The 16197-nt window shown below is 54.2% G+C and carries 10 protein-coding genes; 4 read left to right on the top strand and 6 right to left on the bottom strand.

Annotated features, from left to right (window positions below):
• Positions 1–211: 211 nt before the first annotated feature.
• Entirely contained in the window at positions 212–994 is a 783-nt protein-coding gene (locus tag CSC3H3_RS17410; protein WP_101270377.1) for a 3-hydroxybutyrate dehydrogenase, read from the bottom strand.
• A 227-nt stretch (positions 995–1221) separates the two neighbouring features.
• Positions 1222–2895 carry a sigma-54-dependent transcriptional regulator gene (locus tag CSC3H3_RS17405; protein ID WP_101285645.1) on the bottom strand — a complete coding sequence of 558 codons (1674 nt, stop codon included), beginning with the start codon at positions 2893–2895 and terminating at the stop codon, positions 1222–1224.
• Between the two features lie 222 nt (positions 2896–3117).
• On the opposite strand from CSC3H3_RS17405, the gene CSC3H3_RS17400 reads away from it, so the two are divergent.
• Positions 3118–4350 carry a methionine gamma-lyase gene (locus CSC3H3_RS17400; RefSeq protein WP_101285644.1) on the top strand — a complete coding sequence of 411 codons (1233 nt, stop codon included), beginning with the start codon at positions 3118–3120 and terminating at the stop codon, positions 4348–4350.
• A 29-nt stretch (positions 4351–4379) separates the two neighbouring features.
• Here the strand turns inward: CSC3H3_RS17400 and CSC3H3_RS17395 are convergent, their stop codons facing one another.
• Entirely contained in the window at positions 4380–5402 is a 1023-nt protein-coding gene (locus CSC3H3_RS17395; RefSeq protein WP_157831944.1) for a hypothetical protein, read from the bottom strand.
• A 202-nt stretch (positions 5403–5604) separates the two neighbouring features.
• The gene (locus CSC3H3_RS17390; RefSeq protein WP_101285642.1) at positions 5605–6660 is read right to left on the bottom strand and encodes a hypothetical protein; all 1056 of its coding nucleotides are present in this window, start codon (positions 6658–6660) and stop codon (positions 5605–5607) included.
• A 491-nt stretch (positions 6661–7151) separates the two neighbouring features.
• On the opposite strand from CSC3H3_RS17390, the gene CSC3H3_RS17385 reads away from it, so the two are divergent.
• Positions 7152–9512 (top strand): hypothetical protein, encoded by a 2361-nt coding sequence (locus tag CSC3H3_RS17385; RefSeq protein WP_101285641.1) that lies wholly within the window; start codon positions 7152–7154, stop codon positions 9510–9512.
• Between the two features lie 129 nt (positions 9513–9641).
• Here CSC3H3_RS17385 and CSC3H3_RS17380 read toward each other — a convergent pair whose 3' ends face one another.
• Positions 9642–10469 (bottom strand): MarC family protein, encoded by an 828-nt coding sequence (locus CSC3H3_RS17380; protein ID WP_245881165.1) that lies wholly within the window; start codon positions 10467–10469, stop codon positions 9642–9644.
• 350 nt (positions 10470–10819) lie between these two features.
• Positions 10820–11692 (bottom strand): M48 family metalloprotease, encoded by an 873-nt coding sequence (locus CSC3H3_RS17375; RefSeq protein ID WP_101285640.1) that lies wholly within the window; start codon positions 11690–11692, stop codon positions 10820–10822.
• 733 nt (positions 11693–12425) lie between these two features.
• Here CSC3H3_RS17375 and CSC3H3_RS17365 point away from each other — a divergent pair.
• Both CSC3H3_RS17365 and CSC3H3_RS17360 read left to right on the top strand, forming a co-directional pair.
• Positions 12426–14762 carry a type I secretion system permease/ATPase gene (locus tag CSC3H3_RS17365; RefSeq protein ID WP_101285638.1) on the top strand — a complete coding sequence of 779 codons (2337 nt, stop codon included), beginning with the start codon at positions 12426–12428 and terminating at the stop codon, positions 14760–14762.
• Entirely contained in the window at positions 14759–16063 is a 1305-nt protein-coding gene (locus tag CSC3H3_RS17360; RefSeq protein ID WP_101285637.1) for an HlyD family type I secretion periplasmic adaptor subunit, read from the top strand. The genes CSC3H3_RS17365 and CSC3H3_RS17360 overlap by 4 nt, the downstream gene beginning before the upstream one ends.
• The last annotated feature ends 134 nt before the right edge of the window (positions 16064–16197 follow it).

The raw sequence follows: 16197 nt of genomic DNA, 5'->3' as shown, positions 1-16197 counted from the left end.
AATTAATTTGGGGATATGTGGCGCTGGCTTTGGATTTGATGCTGAGATTATCTTTAAGTGGCTAGCCCCCAAAAGCAGGGTGTTGGCCAGCCTTCGTATGACCAAGATGACATCGATTGGTTGCATAATGCCGCAGTCAGGGACATGCAACCAATCGGTGTCATTCAAGGTTTTTTCAGCGTTTTGACACCGTTCCGTGTCAATTGGTGTGTTATTGCGCGGTCCAGCCGCCATCCACGGAAATGCTGGTGCCGGTCATCTGGTCGGCGGCGGGGGAGCAGAGGAAAACCGCGGTCTGGCCGATCTGTTCGGGGGTGACAAAGGTTTTGGATGGGTGTTTGTCTGAAACCAGGTTTTTGGCGGCTTCTTCGACCGGAATATTGTTTTCTTCGGCACGTGCCTTGATCTGTTTTTCAACCAATTCGGTGCGGACCCAGCCCGGGCAGATGGAATTGGCGGTAATGCCGGTTTCGGCCGTTTCCAGGGCGACAACCTTGGTCAGGCCGATAATGCCGTGCTTGGCGGCGACATAGGCGGCCTTTTGCGGCGATGCCACCAGCCCGTGGGCGGACGCGGTATTCACGATGCGGCCCCAGTTCTGCTTTTTCATATGCGGCAGGGCAAGGCGGGTGGTATGATAGGCCGAAGTCAGGTTGATGGCGATGATGGCATCCCATTTTTCAACCGGGAAATCTTCGACCAGGGCCGTATATTGAATGCCGGCATTGTTGATCAGGATGTCGACACCACCAAAGTCATCGGCGGCCATCTTCATCATTTCTTCGATTTCGTCGGGTTTGGACAGATCGGCACCGCTATAAAGGGCCTTAACGCCAAATTCCTTTTCAATCCCCAGGCGGATCTGTTCGATTTCGCCTGCATCGCCAAAGCCGTTAAGCATGACATTGGCACCCTGCCCGGCAAGTGCCTTTGCCATCGCAAGGCCGATCCCGCTGGTCGAGCCGGTTACAAGTGCATGTTTGCCTTTAAGCATGGTGTTTCTCCATTGTGCGATGTGGGGCGATAAATATTCTGCCCTTATGAGGTAAGCTGATCATGCCGCAGCGCAATCGCCCAGGCAAGGAATCACGTTGGGGTTGCTTGGGGTGAATTGATATTTCAATTCAATGTTGCCTGTGCGCTGCAAAAGCGGGCGTTCGGCTGCGCGGTAATGTTGTGGGTGCTGGGGTGCCGGGATGGCATTGGTGAAAAAAGGTGGGCCTAACTGCCAATGCCAAATTTGCGCAGTTTATTGGCAACTGCCGTGTGCGAAAGTCCAAGTCGTGCGGCTAGTTTGCGCGAGCTGGGATAATCGGGATAAAGGCGTTCAAGTAGGCTTTTTTCCAGCATATCCATCGCATTTCCATGATTTTCGCAAAGAAGGGCCTGATCGACGATATCAATTCCGGCAGGCGCCGATGCAGAAGGATCATTGGCTTCGTCATTTGTGCTGGGCGCAATGTTGGCGGCACTGGAGGCGAAAGGTGTGGTGTCATTATTCTGATAGCTTGCCGAACCGGCAACGGATTGCAGGTCGGATGCGGTCAGGGTGTTGCCATCAAGTAGGGCAACGGCACGAAACAAGGTGTTTTCCAGTTCGCGCACATTGCCTTTCCAGTCCCGGGTTAAAAGCCATTGCAGGGCATCGCGCGCGATACGCGGGGTGGGGCGTTCGGTCTGGCGGGCTGTGCGAGTAACAAAATAATGCGCAAGCGGGTCAATATCCTCGCGCCGGTCGCGCAGGGGCGGCAGCGTGATGCTAAGGACATTGAGGCGGAAATACAGGTCTTCGCGGAAGCTGTCATTTTGTGACATGTCTTCAAGGTTGCGGTTGGTTGCACTGATGATGCGCACATCGGCCGATATTTCCTCGGTCCCGCCCACGCGGCGAAAGCGGCCATCCTGTAAAACCCGCAGCAATTTGGCCTGCAGATAGGGCGATAATTCGCCGATTTCATCCAAAAACAGGCTGCCGCCATCGGCCAGTTCCAGAAGGCCGGGTTTGCCGCCGCGCCGTGCGCTGGTAAAGGCTCCGGCTGCATAGCCAAACAGTTCGCTTTCGGCCAGACCTTCGGGCAGGGCAGCACAGTTTAACGCCAGAAACGGCTGGTCGCTGCGTTTGCTCGCCCGGTGGCAGGCGCGTGCAAACAGTTCCTTGCCGGTGCCGGTTTCGCCAAGGATAAGCAGCGGTGCATCAACAATAGCCAAACGCTGGGCCTGGCTTTTGACCCGTGTCATCGGGCGGCTTTCGCCAATAATATCGTCAAAACCACTATGGCCGCGTTCATTAAGGGCGGTAATAACCCGCCCCAAACGGGCGGCACGATGGAAAATCAAAACCCCGCCCCAGGGGGCATCATCCTCGCCGGTGCCGTCATCATGAACCGGGCTGCCATCATCGACCCGGCCAATCGGTTCGACCTGCAATAAATATGTTTGCCCGCCAAGGGTAACTTCGCGCTCGCTTTGGGCGAAGCCTGCTTTTCGCAGGGTGGTTATATCGGGGTCGTTCAAAATGGTTGAAAGCGGCTGGTCACGCAGGGACTGCGGGCCAGTACCCGCGATGGTTTGGGCGGCGGGGTTGACCTGGGCGATCAGGCCATTGGCATTTACCGCAATTACCGGGTCGCCAAGGGCGGCCAGGGTTGCGTGAAGCTGCGCGCGGCGGCGTTCGGTTGGCAAATGGTCAATCGGTTTGGCATCACGAATGCCTGGTACGTGCAACAGGCTTTGTGCCAGTTCGGCAAAGCGGGCCGGGCCAATGGCGGGAATATCGGCATAGATATGGTGCGGTGTGACCTCAAAGGCACGAATATCCAGCCCGCGCGATGTTAATGCATCTACAACGTCGCGGGTAATGCCAAGGCGGTTTTCTGTCGTGATCTCAAATCGCATTGTTCATATAAGTTTACAGTGGATTTTTTTCTTTACACTTATAAGGGGCTGTTTTTACGAAATACAAGGCTTTCCCGGCTGCGTAAAAAACATGATGTAAAATAAAGTTTACAAATCATTTTTAATTCACATTGTTAAGTGGTTGAATTTAAACAAAAAGCAAAACTGGCACGACAGTTGCGATGAAGGGGGCAGAAACATTTAAAAAACGGGAGTGCCTTCATGTCTTCTTCAAGCAGCAAAAATACCCATCACGCCAATGCCGGTTTTGCCACCCGTGCCATCCATCACGGATATGACCCGGCAAGCCATAACGGCGCGCTGAACCAGCCGGTTTATATGAGCTCGACCTTTGCCTTTGAAACCGCCGAGCAGGGCGGTCGCCGTTTTGCCGGTGATGAAGGCGGCTATATTTATTCGCGCATTGGCAACCCGACGCTCAGCCTGCTGGAAGACCGCCTGGCAACACTTGAAGGCGGTGAAGCCGCCATTGCCACGGCATCGGGCATGGGGGCGATTACCTCGGTTTTCTGGACGCTGATTTCCCCGGGTGACGAGGTGATTGTCGATCGTACCCTTTATGGCTGCACTTTCGCCTATTTCCGCCACGGGCTGGAACGGTTTGGTGTCAAGCATACCCATGTGGACCTGTCTGACCCGAAAAACCTCGAAGAAGCGATTTCGGATAAAACCAAGGTGGTTTATTTTGAAACCCCGGCCAACCCGAATATGCGCCTGGTCGATATCGCCGCAATTTCGGAAATTGCCCATCGTGTTGGTGCAAAGGTGGTGGTTGATAACACCTATTGCACCCCCTATCTGCAGCGCCCGCTGGAAATGGGGGCTGACTTCGTTGTGCATTCGGCAACCAAATATCTGGGTGGGCATGGCGATCTGACGGCAGGCGCCATTATTGGTTCGGCCGAAGACCTGAAAGATATCCGTCTGATCGGGCTTAAGGATATGACCGGGGCGGTTCTGTCGCCGCAGGATGCAAATCTGGTGCTGCGCGGGCTGAAAACCCTGGAACTGCGCATGGAACGCCATTGCGACAATGCCGAAAAGATCGCCGCTTTTCTTGAAGCGCATCCGCAGGTCGAAAAGGTTTATTATCCCGGCCTTGAAAGCTTTGAGCAGCACGAACTTGCCAAAAAGCAGATGGCGCGTTTTGGCGGCATGATCGCGTTCGAACTTAAAGGCGGGATCGATGCCGGCCGCAAAATGATGAATAGCCTGCAGATGATTGCACGCGCGGTCAGCCTGGGCGATGCCGAAACCCTGATCCAGCATCCGGCCTCGATGACGCATTCGACCTATAGCGCCGAAGAACGCGCCAAATACCAGATCACCGATGGCTTGATCCGTATTTCGGCCGGTCTTGAATGCATTGATGACATTCTTGCCGATCTGGAAAATGCGCTGGACGGTGGGTCGATGAAAATGGCGGCTGAATAGTATCACATTTCGTAGAGGTCTTTATGTATTTACTCAGAGGAGAAAAAATCCAGTTGATGCCTTGGGGGGGATGCTTTCTTGTTCATTCTCAAGATGTCATAAACCTGGTTAACTTGTAGTGGCGGGGATAAAAAAGTTTCGTTGAACCATAGTATCTTTAATGCACGTGCGTTCCTTCTGTGTCTTTGTTCTCCCACATAGGCCAGTTGCACCCTTATCGAGTCTATTATTTGAAGATTGATGCTTTTGTTTTCAACTAGATTCCAGAAGCCATCATCTTCTATTTTAAAGTGGACGGTTCTGTTGTCTGTGTCCTTCCCTTTCCACCACCGGTGATTGTCATTTCTTTCCCAATTTGGAGATGTAACTTTCAATTCTGTTATTTCTGTATTCCAAATATTATCCGCTAACTCTTTTTCTGGTAATGAAACCTGCATGCTTTGAAAGTTTTGCCTTGAAACGGGAAATTTTTCTTCTTCCTCAAATCCAATCCCTTGGATATAAGTGTTTTCCATGCATACTTTGTAAAATTTGTTTTTTGCTTCATACGCGGACCGAAATTTCTTTACGGATACACCCAGAGATGTGAGTTTATCTTCTTTAAGTTCAAGAAATTTCTTTGTTACTTCTACTATTAAAATTGCTTCAGCGACGCAAATAACTTTTTTTGAGGCTGTGTCGTTATCATTTTCCTCGGTATCCGAACTTAATATGGTAGATCGAATCTTTTTCCCGGCTATTTCAGCCCAGTATGCTGGTGTCTTCCCGGTTAGCCCCTGGATAAACGATTGACCTATGTTACTTTCAAGAAAACCCCAAGCTATGGTGCCTGCTAGAACGATGATCCCAAGTTTGGCTTTAAATGAGCCTTTTTCTGGAGGTAGTACCCATAATTCATACTGTAAATGGTCGTTAAATATATCTCGGTTTAAAGATGAGATTATGGTCTCTGTGTGCGCGATTGCCTGAGAAAATGTTTTCAGTGATATGCCATGTTCAGGGACGTCAAAATGTATTGCAAGTTCATGCATTTCGCTTCGTGCTGTCAACATTCTTGCGTCTCCATATTTTTCGTCTTGATTAGAAAACAAGAAGAGTAAGGTCTGCAAGTTTTTATTTGTCGGTAATGAGATTTTTTAATATTTTCATGTTCTTAATTGACTGAATATGCTTGTTCTGATGTGATTTTTGTAAGATTTTACAGTAAGGGATGGTGTTGGCTGCTTCGTATTCGGAAAAGAGTATGATTTGTACCTATCGATAAGCTGGTGAAGCGAAATTGGAGCCATCGACCAGCTCGTATTTTTGCATCGCGATATCGGTTTGCGCGGTATGTTCGATTTTGGGTAAATGGATCAAGCGCAGGCGGGTCGGGTCGATCGTGCGGAAAGACGGGGCGGTTTCGTAATTCTGGCGTAGCAGGGCCAAAACGGCTCCATCCTGCCAGGCGCGGATTAGCCCGCGCAAAACGGCATCATGCAGTTGCGGATATTCGGGGCTGATAAAAAAATAGATCGGCTGTGGGTAATAAAGGGCAACCTTGTGATTGATGACAAGCGTGGGTTCGCTTTGATGCATCCAGTCATATTCACCCTGAATTTGCCAATAGGCCCGTGGGTACAGGTCAAACCGGTCAAGTGCCAGCATTGAATGCAGGGTGAGATATCGCCCTTCAATCACGGCAAGGCCGTTTTGCTGCAGGATGGTGCTATCGGGCCAGCCAAGCCCCTGCCCGAAGGTGAACTGGCGTAAATCGGCCAGATTTTGCACCTGATCCAGCCTTGCCGAAATATCGGGCCGGGTTAGAAACAGGCGCAGGCCGGTTGTGCCCAGATAGATGGGGAAATGAACCGCCAGCAGGTTTTTTTCACGCTCCGGCGAGGTGCCAAAATAAACAATGTTGGTTTCCTCGCCAGTTTTCAGCATGGCAATCCGGCGTTTTTCGGTCGGGTAATCCATGCAGACGGGCAGAAGGGCAAAGCTATTATCGCTATAGGCCTGTGCCAGGCGCAGCAGTTCGACATGATATTCGCGGAAATCTTCCCAGCTTTGTTTGCTCTGGCAGAACGGTGTTTTTGCATCCACCGGCAACCGGGCAACAGGCAGATTTTCCCGGTTTGGTGTGGGGCTGTTCGCGGCTTGGGCCATTGGCGATGATAAAGCAGTAAACGCGGCGCCTGAAACCATTGCCATCGCCAAAATGGGTATCGCGCAGGCCGCAGTTGGGATCATACGCTGGATCATACGCAAGGTGCGCATGCAGGGGCGCAGGCAGATGGATGGCAGGGGCGATATCACTGGGCGTTTCATTTTTATCGTTCTGGCCGGGATAGGGTCCTTATGCAGTTGCATAGTTTGCCGGTGAAATCAATTACCTGCAAGGTGAAGTGGTTGCGCACGTCTGGCGTGCGGTTTGTGTGCGAGGGGGCGACGTCGTTGGGGGGATGCGCGGAACGGCAGGCAGTCAGGACATGAAAGCACGGCTTTCGCCCTTAATGTCGCCGTGCAGGCCAATTGCCGATGACGTTACGGATATATGGGTCGAATCGCCCGGTTTGCCGGGGGCTTTGGCAAAAATGGCTCAGTTGCCATTCGAGAAAATTGAAAAATCTTACGTGAGATGACCGAAGATTTTTCGAAACTGTCGCTGGTTCTGCGAATTTTGCCAAAATCGCTTGCCTGTGACAGCCGGGTTTTAAAAATACGCATTCAAGTACCAAAATATCAGCGGGCGAAATTACAGTGCCGACCCGCTGGCAAGAAACGGGAGACTGAAATTGGCAGCACATGGCGATAGCACAATGACCGGCGAAATTATTGAAGCCACGGCAGGCAGCCGGGCTTCTGCCAAAGAGCTTGAAATGCTTGGCGAGGTGGAGAAAAAGGTGCGCTGGCTGTCAAGCTGGACCATCCATAATGCCAACCATATCCGCCCCAAGCGTGATGGCATCAAGGTGGGCGGGCACCAGGCAAGCTGTGCATCGCTTTCCACGCTTATGACGGCCCTTTATTTCAATGTGTTGCGCCCGCAGGACCGGGTGGCAGTAAAGCCGCATGCGTCGCCAGTGTTTCATGCCATTAACTATATGTTTGGTCGCCAGTCGCGTGAAAAGCTGGAAAATTTCCGGGCCTTTGGCGGGGCGCAATCCTATCCGTCGCGCACCAAGGATGGCGACGCCGTTGATTTTTCAACCGGCTCTGTTGGTCTTGGTGCGGCTGTTACCAATTTCGCCGCCCTGACCCAGGATTATTTGCGCTATAAAAACATGCTGCCCAAAGGCGAAAAGCCGGGCCGCATGGTTGCCTTGGTCGGTGATGCCGAACTTGACGAAGGCAATATTTACGAAGCCCTCCTCGATACCTGGAAACATGACATTCGCAATGTCTGGTGGGTGATTGACTATAACCGCCAAAGCCTGGATGGCATGATTGATGCGCATCTGTTTCGCGTCATCGGCCGTTTCTTCCGTGCGGTTGGCTGGAATGTGATTACCATCAAATATGGCCGCAAACTGCATGAGGCTTTTGCCCGCCCCGGCGGAAAATCGCTTAAAAAGTGGCTCAATGAATCGCCCAATGATGTGTATTCGGCGCTGACTTTCCAGGGCGGTGCTGCCTGGCGCAAGCAGATTTTGGCTGACATGCCGGGCGATAATGCCCTTGCCAGCCTGCTGGCCGATTATGATGACGATGCCCTGCATGATCTGATGACCAATCTGGGCGGACATTGCATGGAGGCGATTTTGAACGCCTTTGAAAATGTCCCCAATGACAAACCAACCGTCTTTATCGCCTATACCGTCAAGGGTTATGGTCTGCCGCTTCAGGGCCACAAGGATAACCATGCTGGCCTGATGAATGTGGCGCAGATGGAAGGTTTCCGCAAAGCCAACAACATTGCCGAAGGCGATGAATGGGAAATTGCTGCTGGCCTTGATTGCGACGCCAATGCATTGCGCAGCTTTATTGACGGGGCACCGTTTAACAACCGCCAGCCGCGCCAGAAATTTGCCGAGATCATCACCGTGCCGGAAATGCCCTATCAGCGCGCAGATAGCAGCAGCACCCAGGAAGTGTTTGGCAAAATCCTTAATGAACTGGCGAAATCAAAAAACAGCGATTTTTCTGACCGTATTGTTACGACCTCGCCCGATGTCACGGTATCGACCAACCTTGGTGGTTTTGTGAACCAGCGTGGCCTGTTTGCGCGTGAAAACCTTGCCGATGAATTCCGTGATCGCAAGGTGCCCTCGGCACAAAAATGGATCAGAACGCCCAAGGGCCAGCATGTTGAACTTGGCATTGCCGAAAACAACCTGTTCCTTAATCTGGCGGCCCTTGGCCTGTCCCACAGCCTGTTTGGCCAGCGCCTGTTTCCGGTAGGCACGCTTTATGATCCGTTCATTGCCCGTGGCCTCGATGCCCTGAACTATGCCTGTTATCAGGATGCGCGTTTTATGGTGGTGGCCACACCCAGCGGCATTACCCTGGCACCGGAAGGCGGGGCGCATCAATCTATCGGCACCCCCATGATCGGTATGGGCCAGCCGGGCTTAACCAGCTTTGAACCCAGCTTTGGGGATGAGCTGGCAGTCGTGATGGGGTGGTCGTTCAACCATATGCAGGATCAGGATGGCGGGTCGGTTTATCTGCGCCTGTCAACAAAGCCGGTCAACCAGCCCGAACGCGACCTTGACGAAGCCACCCGTTCGGCGATTGTGCGTGGCGGTTACTGGCTGCGTGAACCGGGCGAAAACTGCAAAATGGTTCTGGCCTATTGTGGCGCCATGGCACCCGAGGCCATTGCCGCCTGGGAACAGCTTAAGGATGACCATCCCGGCATGGGCCTTTTGGCGGTTACCTCGACCGATCGCCTTTATAATGAATGGCAGGACCTGGAACGTGCACGCCTGGAAGGCAAAGCTGGCGACGACATGGCCCATATCGAAAACCTGCTTAAACCGCTGGCGTCTGACGCCCGCATGGTCACCGTGATCGACGGTCATCCGGCGGCCCTGGCATGGCTGGGTTCGGTCCGCGGTCATGCGGTGGCCCCGCTGGGAATTAATGCGTTTGGTCAATGCGGCGATAGCATCGATCTGTATAAACATTACCAGATCGACACCGCAGCCATCCTGCGCGCGGCCAAGCGGTGGGATTGATCACCCGGTCAACCGGGACGACGAAAGGGAGGGCTTCGGTCCTCCCTTTTTTTGTTCGCGCTTATCGGCGCTACCAGAAACCCGCTTAAGGCTGCTTTTAGGCTGTGCGAAGCGTATGGGAAATGGGTTTTAGAAAAACGCCTGTTTGATGCCATCAATAATGAATTGGATGGCAAGGGCGGCGAGGATCATGCCGAGCAGGCGGGAGATGACGGTGGCGACCGTCGGGCTGAGGCGTTTGGCGACCAGGCCCGAGAGCAGGAACATCATCAGGGCACAGACCATAACCAGCCCCACAACACCAATCACGCCGGTTTGCATGACGATATTGTCCTGGTATTTGCCCATCAGCAGCATCACCGTGGCAATAGAGCCAGGACCGGCAAGAAACGGGATCGACATCGGAAAGATGGAGACATCTTCGTGTTCTTCGTCGTCTTCTGCGGGTGTGTTGCTTGTTGCCGGTTTAGCAGGCGGGACGGCGCTTGCCGTTGCGGCCTGGCTGGCATTCATGGTGCTGGCGGATTCTGAGGCGTTCAGGCCCACCGACGCGGGTGACGTAGCTGAGGCTGTGGTGCCATTGGAGCTTTCGCCAAGGGCTGCGTCTTCTTCGTGTTCAAATTCCTGATGGACCTGTTCGGCGCGTTCGTTGCGCTTTTTCCCGCGCCGTTCAAACAGCATTTCAAGGGCGATCAAAAACAGCAAAGTGCCGCCGGAAATGCGAAAGGCAGGCATGTGAATGCCAAAAATACCCAGAAGCTTTTCACCCAGCAGGGCAAAGGCGGTCAGGATCAGGAACGAGGTGATGCAGGCCCGGATCGCCATGCGGCGACGGTGTGCTGTATTGGTATCCTGTGTCAGCACCAGAAAAACCGGGACCAGCCCGACCGGGTCAACAATAACAAACAGGGTAACAAAGGCAGCGATCAGTTCGCTAAGCATGCTGATATCGGGCATGAAACATTCCTTTTGCGCGATGATCCATCAGATGGGGCGCATTGGGCGCCTGATCACTGTGTTTGGCTGCTGTTTTACCAAAGATTTGGCACTTTGTCCGACTTGCCGGGTAAAACCAGCCCTGATTTACGCGTTTGAACGTCAAAGGTAAATGCCCGGTTCCGCTTTTCACCCCTTTTGGCGGAATTTGGCAACAGGGCTGCTTTGTCGCAAATATTGTTTCAGGCAATCCGGTAAATCCACACGGCCTGCGTAGGGGCAGTGCGCCGGGATTTTGCGTTGGACTGCTGCGATTGTGCAATCCACCAAAAGATAAAGCATGCGCGATAGGGCGGTTCGGCTAGTGAAGATTATCGTTTGGTCTGGCGAAAGAAATCGCCGGTGAATACCGGGGGCAGGGCGTGCAATGCTTCCAGCCGGGCCTTGATGGTGGGGTGGGTATCAAGCAGGGCTGGGGGTTCGGTGCTGCGATAGGGGATCAGCCGAAGGGTGCGGCGGTTGATCTGTTCGATATGGGTCAGCGCATCGATCACGTCTTCAGGGCCACCCAGAAGGTCGCTGGCCCCATGATCGGCAGCAAATTCGCGGTCGCGAATAACCGCGCGTTGCAAAATGAAGCTGATGGACGGGGCAGCACCCAGGGCGATGACCAGCCAAACAGGCGGATTGTGACTGTCAAAAAAGAACATGAACATGCCAAACACCGCCATCGTCCAGGTGGCACGATAGAGGATATCCGTCATCATCAGGATGCGGGTGTCATTGTGCCAGGCATGGGCAATTTCATGGGCCAGAACCGCGCGCAATTGCCGGGGTGACAGACCATCAATCGCATCCCGTGACAGGGCGATGATGGTATTTTCATCCTTGCCGGTGGTAATGGCGTTCACGCCTTTGCCGGGCAAAACATAAAGCCTTGGCGTGTAATCAAGCCCGGCGCGCTCGGAAAGAAGGGCCGCCATTTCAAACAGGGCGGGGTAATTTTGCCGGGGCAGTTCGGTTGCGCGCAGCAGCTTCATGATCATGTCTGATGACACCATCGGCCCGAGCAGCAGCAACAGCGTGATGGCAAAAAAGGCTGAAATCATCATGACTGGCCCACCCAGAAGCCAGGCACAGATTGATAAAACCCCCGCCATGCAGGCAAGAAGCCCGCTGGTATGTGTTGCCCCGCCAGCCCGAAGGGCCAGGAACCGCAGGATGGATGGGGGTATTTCAGCCATTCGCCATATCCTTTGCATGATGCAGACAGGCAGCAGCTTGGACCTTGATGCGAAAATGTGCTTTGGCACGGATCAAATCATAGCCGGAAAATATGCCCGTATCGGCAAATTTAAAGGGGTTCCATCCCGGCGAAAAGGCAGATTGCGTCTTATATGCCGTTTTTCTGTTGTACGTCGTCGGTATGCGGAATTCTGACAGGGTAAAACGGGCGCGGAAACGTTGCCGGCCAGCCATAAAAATGCCCGCAAACCGGTTGGTGTGCGGGCGGATTTGGCCTGAATGCGCAAAATGCGCCGGGTTACTTGGCGCGGGTTTAAAACACCATCTGGCTGAACCAGTAGCCGATATATCCCACTGCGGCGACGGCCAGAATGGTGAGAAGGGCTTTTTTGAACATGCTGGAATTTTGCTGGGCTGCCATTGGGGGACTCGCGATTGGTTTTAAAATTGGAAAAACGAAAATTGGCCAGTTTGACGGGGGATTCAAGACTTTTAATGCCGGTTTTTTCCAATGGCGTGCCCCAGGTCACAAAAGAAGGGCTTAAAATTCAGGTAATTGATGAAGCATGGCGGCAAAAGCAATGATTTCGTTAACGCATCCTTATAAGTTTTGGCTAGAATGGTCGTAGATGACTAATGCAACTAGATAGTGCATCCTGCCGCTTTTTGCGCCGGGATGAGCGCTGTTGGGGATCGGCCGCAGGAACGCGGCCCTGTTTAAACGGGATCAGGATGGCCCTGCCGAAAAAAGCCCGCACCGGAATAATAACCGGTCGTAACCGCGAAGGTGACCGTACCCCGCTAGAACGGATGTTCTGGCGGTCGATCGGTATTGTGGGTGGCTTCAGCATGGTGATCAATCTGCTGAACATGGTCATCCCCATCTATTCGATGCAGGTCTTTGACCGCGTTCTGTCCTCGCGCAGCTTTGATACGCTGTTTTTGCTAACGCTTGGTATTGCCATTGTTCTGGTATTCATTGCCGCGATGGAGCAATTGCGATCCCGCGTTTTGATCCGCGTCGGGACCGGGCTTGATCTGGGGCTTGGCGGGGATTTGTTCGCCCATGTGGTCGAACAGGCATCACGCGGCATGCCCAACCGGCAACGCCCCTTGCGCGATCTTTATGGTCTGCGCGGGTTTTTAACCGGGTCTGGCCCCTTTGCCCTGATCGATTTCATGTGGGCACCGGTTTATATCGGCGTGGTTTTCATTTTTGATATCCGCCTGGGCATGGTTGCGCTGGGGGGGGCGGTGATCCTGATTTTGATCGCCGTTGCCAACGAGGCTGCAGGCCGCATTTCGGTGGATCGTTCCGAGCAGTCGCAAAACCGGGGCATTGCCCAGGAAGAAACCTATGTCCGCAATGCCGAGGCGATGGAAGCCATGGGCATGACGCCGGCAGCGCGAGCGCGCTGGCAGGCGGACCAGTCCGACGCCCTGTATTGGGAAGGGCAAACCAGCCGTCGCGTTGGCACATCAACCACCCTGTCGCATTTCATCCGCCTTTCCATGCAGGTGTGCTTCATTGGCACTGGTGCCTATCTGGTGCTAAGCGAAAGCATCACGATTGGTATCATGGTGGCGTCGATGATTTTGGGTATGCGCGGCCTGGCCCCGTTTGATGGGGCAGTGGCTGCCTGGCGGTCCTGGACGTCTGCCCGCAATTCGTTTGAGCGGCTCAATCGTATTTTGCTGGAGCGCAAACCGCGCCTGCCCGCCCCGCCTGCCAGGGCAAAGGGCATGGCTGTTTCGGTTGACCGCCTGGTCTTTGCCCCGCCCGGCAGCCGCAATGTGCTGTTCAAGGGTTTTTCATTCAAGGTGGGTGCGGGCCAGGTTGTCAGTGTTGCCGGGTTTAACGGCGTGGGCAAAACCGCCCTTTTGAAATTGCTGATGGGCATCTGGTCACCGGCTTCAGGTTCGGTCAAGCTTGATGATATCGAAGCCTCGAAACTTGATCGTGCCCAGATCGGCCCGCAAATTGGCTATCTGGCGCAAAACCCGTTTCTGTTTCCCGGTAGCATTGCTGAAAATATTGCCCGGCTGGGATCGGCCGATCCGCGCGAAATTGTGCAGGCGGCCGAACTGGCCGGGGCGCATAAATTCATTCTTGATCTGCCCGATGGTTACGATACCAAGCTTGATCGGGGGGGGACCAACCTTTCGGGCGGGCAGCGCCAGTTGATCGCCCTTGCCGCGGCCCTTTATGGCAAGCCGCGCCTGTTGCTGCTTGATGAGCCGACAACCGCCCTTGATGAAGGGCGGATGGAATATGTCACCAACCTGATCGATATTGTTCGCCGGGCTGGCATTACGGCCTTTATCGTTAGCCATGAACGTGAAGTGTTAAAGCGCGCGGATGCTATTATTGCGCTTTCGGGTGGGCAGATACGGGTGGTGCCGGTGAATGCGGGAGGCATGCAATCGGCAATGCCCGCCATGCCCGGTGCCCCACGGCCCCGTGGCAATGATGCCTTGCCAACGCCTGCTGCCCCACCCATACCTGCCGCCATGCGCGAAGGCGACGCTGGCATGGCAACCGATGGGCAAATGCGCATTACACCGCAAAAAATGGCGGTGCCGAACCCCGAATTGGTGCGCCGTCGCAACCCTGATGCCGGTATGAACCAGGATGGCACCCGTCGCAAAGCGACAGGTGCGCAAGCTGCCGCCGGGCAAAAACAGGAAATGCGCAGCACGGCAAGTGGCACGATGAAGGTGATGCGGCCCATTGCACCGCCCAGCCGCGCTGATGCGGGGCTTGATCGTGGCGAAGGCCCGCGTGATGTGGCGCGCCGCAAACAGGCCGAAGCTCAGAAGCTTGCCGCCCGTAAACAGCAAAAAGCCCGCCTGAGCCGCGAGAAAACCGCCCGTGAAGTTGCCCGCCAGCAGGAAGCAGGGCAAGGTGTGGCGGCACAGGGGCAAGTGCGCTCTCAACCCGCTGCTCAATCTCAATCCCAATCTCAAAGCCAGAGCCGCCAGCCGCGCGTAAAAACCGGTGCTGATGGCCGCCCGCAATTGCGTGTGGTTGAAGGCTCCGCCGGGCGCCGGCAGGGAGGCACCCGATGAATGGTGTTGAGCTGCCGTCGGTACGAACCCTGGATACCGATGTAAAGCCGCTGGTTCGTATCGGGCTTTTGATCCTGATTTTGGGGTTTGGATCGGTCTTTTTGTGGGCGGCAACGGCACGCATCAACTCGGCTGCGATTGCCAGTGGGGTGGTTGCGCCTTTCTCCGGTCGGCAAACGGTGCAGCATCTTGAAGGTGGCATTATTCGCAAAATACTGGTGCGCAATGGTGCCCGGGTGGTGGCGGGGCAAACCCTGATCGAGCTTGATGATACCCGTGCGCGCGCCAGTTATGATTTGCTTTATAAGCGCCATTTGAACGCGCTTGCAACCCAGGCGCGGCTGAATGCAGAACGTCAGGGGCTGGACCATGTGGCGTGGCCGGCTGATTTGAACCCGTCTCAACACAAGGATCTGGTGGTGGCCCAACAGGACCTGTTTGAAAGCCGCACCAATGCCTTTCGCGGGGAATTGCAGCTTTATGATGAGCGCATAAAGGAGCTGCGCAACGAGATTTCCGCCACGACAGAACAGAAAATTGCCTCCCAGCAGCAGGTTGGCATCGTCAAGGAAGAACTGGCGATGGTTAAACCGATGGTGGAAAAGGGCTATGCGCGCCGCACACGCTTATTGCAGCTTGAAAGCCGTCTGGTGGACAATCTGGGAAATATTGGTCGCTATTCGGCGGATATTTCACGGATTGAACAGCAAATTCAACAGGTTCGCGCCAGTCAGGCGCAGTTGAAGCGTGATCACCTTGAAACCGTCAATACCGAGTTGCGCGATGTGCAGGCGGACCTTTCCGACCTGACAGAAAGGTTGCGTTCGGCCGAGGATGTGCTGGCGCGATCAAAGATCATTGCGCCGTCGGAAGGCACAGTGACAGACCTGAAATTTACAACCGTTGGCGGGGTTATTCCGCCCGGTGCACCCATTCTGGAAATTGTCCCCCACGACGACCAGCTGGTGATTGAGGGGCGCATTTCACCCAACGATATCGATGTGGTCTCGCCGGGGCTGCTGGTGAATATCCGTGTGACGGCCTTTAGCCAGCGCTGGTTTGCACCGGTTAAGGGCGAGGTCGTGGATGTGTCACCAGACCGTCTGACCGACGGGGATGGTCGCCCCTATTTCCGTGCGATGGTGGAAATTGATGCCGAAAGCCTGGCGGAACATGAAGGCATGATCCTTTCGCCTGGTATGGCAGCGCAACTTGAAATAGTAACAGGTGCGCGCACAATTCTGGCTTATCTGTTTGAACCGATCACGGATAGTTTCCAGCGCGCCTTCCGCGAAGAATAGCCCGAGTCGCAGATTTTTGGCCTGAAAATGGGCCGCGCGGATGCTGGATTCTGACACAATCTGACAATTCTTTTGTGCAAATGCGCGATCACCGGGACGTGGGGTGAAAAAGGCTAAAACATGCGGTTTTCCGG

This window comes from Thalassospira marina, from assembly GCF_002844375.1.
Taxonomy (GTDB): Bacteria; Pseudomonadota; Alphaproteobacteria; order Rhodospirillales; family Thalassospiraceae; genus Thalassospira; species Thalassospira marina.
This window is presented reverse-complemented; position numbering and strand designations above follow the sequence as displayed.

Coding starts and splice junctions, on each gene's coding strand:
- CSC3H3_RS17375 (WP_101285640.1), bottom strand. CDS start 11,692: ATGGCTGAAATACCCCCATCCATCCTGCGGTTCCTGGCCCTTCGGGCT.
- CSC3H3_RS17400 (WP_101285644.1), top strand. CDS start 3,118: ATGTCTTCTTCAAGCAGCAAAAATACCCATCACGCCAATGCCGGTTTT.
- CSC3H3_RS17395 (WP_157831944.1), bottom strand. CDS start 5,402: ATGTTGACAGCACGAAGCGAAATGCATGAACTTGCAATACATTTTGAC.
- CSC3H3_RS17365 (WP_101285638.1), top strand. CDS start 12,426: ATGGCCCTGCCGAAAAAAGCCCGCACCGGAATAATAACCGGTCGTAAC.
- CSC3H3_RS17385 (WP_101285641.1), top strand. CDS start 7,152: ATGACCGGCGAAATTATTGAAGCCACGGCAGGCAGCCGGGCTTCTGCC.
- CSC3H3_RS17405 (WP_101285645.1), bottom strand. CDS start 2,895: ATGCGATTTGAGATCACGACAGAAAACCGCCTTGGCATTACCCGCGAC.
- CSC3H3_RS17410 (WP_101270377.1), bottom strand. CDS start 994: ATGCTTAAAGGCAAACATGCACTTGTAACCGGCTCGACCAGCGGGATC.
- CSC3H3_RS17390 (WP_101285642.1), bottom strand. CDS start 6,660: ATGAAACGCCCAGTGATATCGCCCCTGCCATCCATCTGCCTGCGCCCC.
- CSC3H3_RS17380 (WP_245881165.1), bottom strand. CDS start 10,469: ATGCCCGATATCAGCATGCTTAGCGAACTGATCGCTGCCTTTGTTACC.
- CSC3H3_RS17360 (WP_101285637.1), top strand. CDS start 14,759: ATGAATGGTGTTGAGCTGCCGTCGGTACGAACCCTGGATACCGATGTA.